3 protein-coding genes and 1 pseudogene are annotated in these 3,718 nt (G+C 34.6%); all 4 read left to right on the top strand.

The window, feature by feature from the left end; all coding sequences use genetic code 11:
- Positions 1 to 88 precede the first annotated feature (88 nt).
- The 4 genes and pseudogenes from TY15_RS22595 to TY15_RS22585 all read left to right on the top strand — a co-directional run bounded on the left by TY15_RS22595 (position 89) and on the right by TY15_RS22585 (position 3,631).
- Positions 89 to 463, top strand: coding sequence for a PAS domain S-box protein (locus TY15_RS22595; RefSeq protein WP_081799497.1), 375 nt, complete (start codon positions 89 to 91; stop codon positions 461 to 463).
- Between the two features lie 300 nt (positions 464 to 763).
- Positions 764 to 955 (top strand): annotated as a pseudogene (locus TY15_RS23900) (EAL domain-containing protein); the annotation flags it as partial.
- Between the two features lie 199 nt (positions 956 to 1,154).
- Positions 1,155 to 2,252 (top strand): sensor domain-containing diguanylate cyclase, encoded by a 1,098-nt coding sequence (locus tag TY15_RS22590; RefSeq protein ID WP_040206398.1) that lies wholly within the window; start codon positions 1,155 to 1,157, stop codon positions 2,250 to 2,252.
- Between the two features lie 197 nt (positions 2,253 to 2,449).
- The gene (locus tag TY15_RS22585) at positions 2,450 to 3,631 is read left to right on the top strand and encodes a C40 family peptidase (RefSeq protein ID WP_040206400.1); all 1,182 of its coding nucleotides are present in this window, start codon (positions 2,450 to 2,452) and stop codon (positions 3,629 to 3,631) included.
- Positions 3,632 to 3,718: the final 87 nt, after the last annotated feature.

Below are 3,718 nucleotides of genomic sequence, written 5' to 3'. Positions count from 1 at the left end.
CAATTAGTTAAACAATGAGAAATGTATAAATTATTTCTAAATAGTAAATCGACTTTGATATAAAAGAAAGGTGGATTACTCTGATTAGATTTTTGGAGAAGATTCATATTGTTGGTTTAATCATACGACAACTGGAATTTGCATATTGGATCTGAAGGGGAAAGTGGAATCGGTCAATGATACGTTTGAAGAACTATTCGGTTGGAACAGAATGGATGTTATTGGTCGACATGCTAATTTTCTTCCACATGTCCCTTTGGTTTTGCGTTTTAAATTGAATAGATATTTAAAACAAGTAAAAAATGATAATCAATCTATTCAATATAGAACAATTAGAAATCGAAAAAGTGGTATTGCAATTTATGTAGACGTAACTCTTTCTCCGTTAATATTAAATGAGATCACTACTGGTTATGTAGGTGAATATTTCTTTAATTCGGTATATATTCCTGATGATAAATAAGAAAATTTTAAAAAAAACATTAAATAGTAAAATAACTTACTTACTAACTTACTCCACAACACGAGTTTAAATTGAATTATTCAACCAATTTAAACTCGTGTTTTTTAATTTCTTAAAACCTTTAAATTAGCTAGAAAAATTTGAGAAAAAACTACACATCTTGGACATGGTCATATAAATAATAAATAGTGTTTTGGAAGTAGATTCGTTGGATTTAATAGATTTTTATAAAACATTAAAGGTAGAATGGGATCTTAAAGAAGCTCTCGAGAAAAATGAATTTACTCTTTATTATCAACCAAAGGAATTGGAGTCAAAATTAGCTTAGATGATTTCGGAACTGGATATAGCTCGCTCTATTACCTAAAGGAATTTCCAATAGATAGAATCAAGATAGACCAATCTTTTGTTCGGTCTTGTATCACTAATCCGAAGGATGCCACGATTGTAAAAACGATTATTGCAATGGCTCACCAATTAAATTTAATCGTTGCGGTTATTCGAGCTTGTTAAGCAATGATTAATTGGGGTAGAGTCGTAATAAAATTGTTGTTGCTAAATAAGTAAATGATGTTGTCATAAAATGGACATTGGTTTTGTCGTATGAATTTTACTATACTATTAAGTGAAACAGACTCAAATTCCTTATTTTGGAAGTGTGACAACCATGTAAACATGAAGGAGTACAACTATGGATGATCATAAGGGGATGGATTTTTTCCTTATAACAGCGTTCTTATTTTTTATGACACTTTTTATCAGATATACATGGCAAGATCGTAGGAATGTATCTACACCTTTAAACTCAAATTTCAAGTTTATTAATAAATTGGTTAACACCTATAGAAATATTGTACCTAGAAAAGAACTTGAAAAAAAGTATCTTGATACCCTAAAAGATCTCCAAGATTTGAAATTTGCCTTAGATGAGTCGAATCTGGTCCAAATAGTAGATAAAAATGCCAATGTTTTATATGCCAATGATAAATTCTGTCGCCTCTCCGAATACTCGTTTGACGAAATCAAAGGGAAAAATATGCGGATTTTAAATAGCGGCTTTCACACGAAGGAGTTTTTCCAAGATTTATGGGCGACGGTTTCTCACGGGAAGGTATGGAACGGAGAAATGAGAAATAAAACAAAAAGTGGGAAATACTTTTGGGTTAGTACAACGATTGTGCCGTTTTTGGATAAGAACAATAAACCGTTTCAATATATTGTTATTCGAAATGATATTACCAAGAGCAAAGATAATGAGAAAAAGCTAGAATACTTATCAAATGTGGACGGCTTAACAGCACTGTATAATCGAAGATACTTTGATAAGATGGTCAATTATTATTGGGAATCTTTTTGTCAAAACCAAAATTCTCTTTCAGTGATTTTATTTGATGTGGATTATTTTAAAGGCTACAACGATTACTATGGCCATATAGTAGGGGATCAGTGCCTAATGGATATATCAAATCGAGTTAGAACTTTGTTAAATTCATTTGAGGCGGTATGTGCAAGATATGGGGGAGAAGAGTTTGCGATTATTTTGCCTCAAAAAGATTCGCAGGAAGCCTTTTTTATTGCCGAAAGAATTCGCTTAGAAGTTGAACAGTTAAAAATCCCCCATGAAATGTCGAAGATTAATAAGTGGGTCACGATGAGTTTCGGGGTGGCATCTATCATACCCAATCAAACGATGAATCCAAAGGAACTATTAGATTTGGCAGATAAAGCTTTATATCTTGCTAAGCATAATGGGAGAAATAGGGTAACTAATGGTTCCATATCTTTTTAGTTTGGACAAAATCTGTCTGCCATCATCCGCGGGTAATAAAAGTGGGAAGCAGGAGTCGACTCTTTATCAGATTTTTCTACATAAAATTACAATTATATTACATTATCGACTAATCCATTGTTATTAGTCCATTTGGAATATAAACTAGTAATATAGTAAAGATCGAATTAACGATAGGTGACAAGAGGAGACTTGAAATGATAAAAAAATTTATAAAATATACAGTATCCGCTGCAGTTCTAGCCGCTACAATTCAGGCAACACCCACTTTTGCAAGTCCAGTAGAATCATCAGTGACCCAAGGACAAATTGATGCAACAAAAGGACAAATCAATAACTTTGAAACAAAGATTCAACAATTAGACAACCGGATCAGCTTAGCGATGGAGAAAAGTCAAAAGCTAAATGATCAAATTAAAACACAACAAGATAAAATTGGAGAAACTGAGGCTGAAATTGAAGAAGCTAAAAAAGCCTTAGATGCCCATAAAAAGGTCTATTCTGAACGACTAAAAAGCATTCAATTAGAGGGAAAACAGTCAATCGCTACATATGCAGAACTTTTGTTCACTTCGAATGATCTATCTGAGTTTTTAACACGTTTTACTGCTATTTCCCAAATTATGGAAACCGATACAAACCTATTAAATGGTTTAAATGAAAAACAGCAAGCGTTAAAAGATGCAGAGGAAAAATTACATAATGAGTTCGACCAATTAAAAAAGAGCCAAGATGCATTGGCTGCTGAACAGAAAAGCATTGAAGAAGATAAAGTTGAAATTGAAAAAGAATTAGCAACTGCGAAGGACACCTTACAAAGCCAAGAGACACAACAGCAGGCACAGATAGCGCAGCAGCAAGAGGCACAGAGACAGGCTCAATTAGCCGAACAGGCGCAACAAGCTCTACAAGCCCAACAAGCCCAACAAGTACAACAAACGCAACAACAGTCTCAACCAAAATCTTCATCGAAAAGTGGGGCTTCAAATTCAACACCGGCGGTCAATGCACCTGCGATAACGAATACTGATGCGGCAAGCAAGATCATTGCAACTGCTAAACAATATTTGGGCGTTCCTTACGTTTGGGGTGGAACAACACCAAGCGGATTTGATTGCTCGGGATTCACTTCTTATGTGTTCCGTGCCGTTGGCATCGGTCTACCAAGGGTATCACGTGACCAGCAGAATGTTGGTACTAGAATTTCTCCAAGCCAAGTACAGCCGGGAGATTTAGTATTCAAGGGTTCACCTGCTTATCATGTCGGTATTTATATCGGTGGCGGTCTATATATCCATGCACCACAAACGGGTGATGTTGTGAAAATTGCTGCATATAATCCATCTGCTTTTTCAAGTGCAGCTAGGGTCATACGTTAATAATAAAACCATTTCAATTTAATGAATAACCCCATCCTTTAAGGGAGGGCACTGAAAATCCTTCGGATTTTTGGAGGAATTAAAAAA

Source organism: Neobacillus jeddahensis (genome assembly GCF_000612625.1).
Classification (GTDB): domain Bacteria; phylum Bacillota; class Bacilli; order Bacillales; family Cytobacillaceae; genus Neobacillus; species Neobacillus jeddahensis.
This window is presented reverse-complemented; position numbering and strand designations above follow the sequence as displayed.

Coding starts and splice junctions, on each gene's coding strand:
- TY15_RS22590 (WP_040206398.1), top strand. CDS start 1,155: ATGGATGATCATAAGGGGATGGATTTTTTCCTTATAACAGCGTTCTTA.
- TY15_RS22585 (WP_040206400.1), top strand. CDS start 2,450: ATGATAAAAAAATTTATAAAATATACAGTATCCGCTGCAGTTCTAGCC.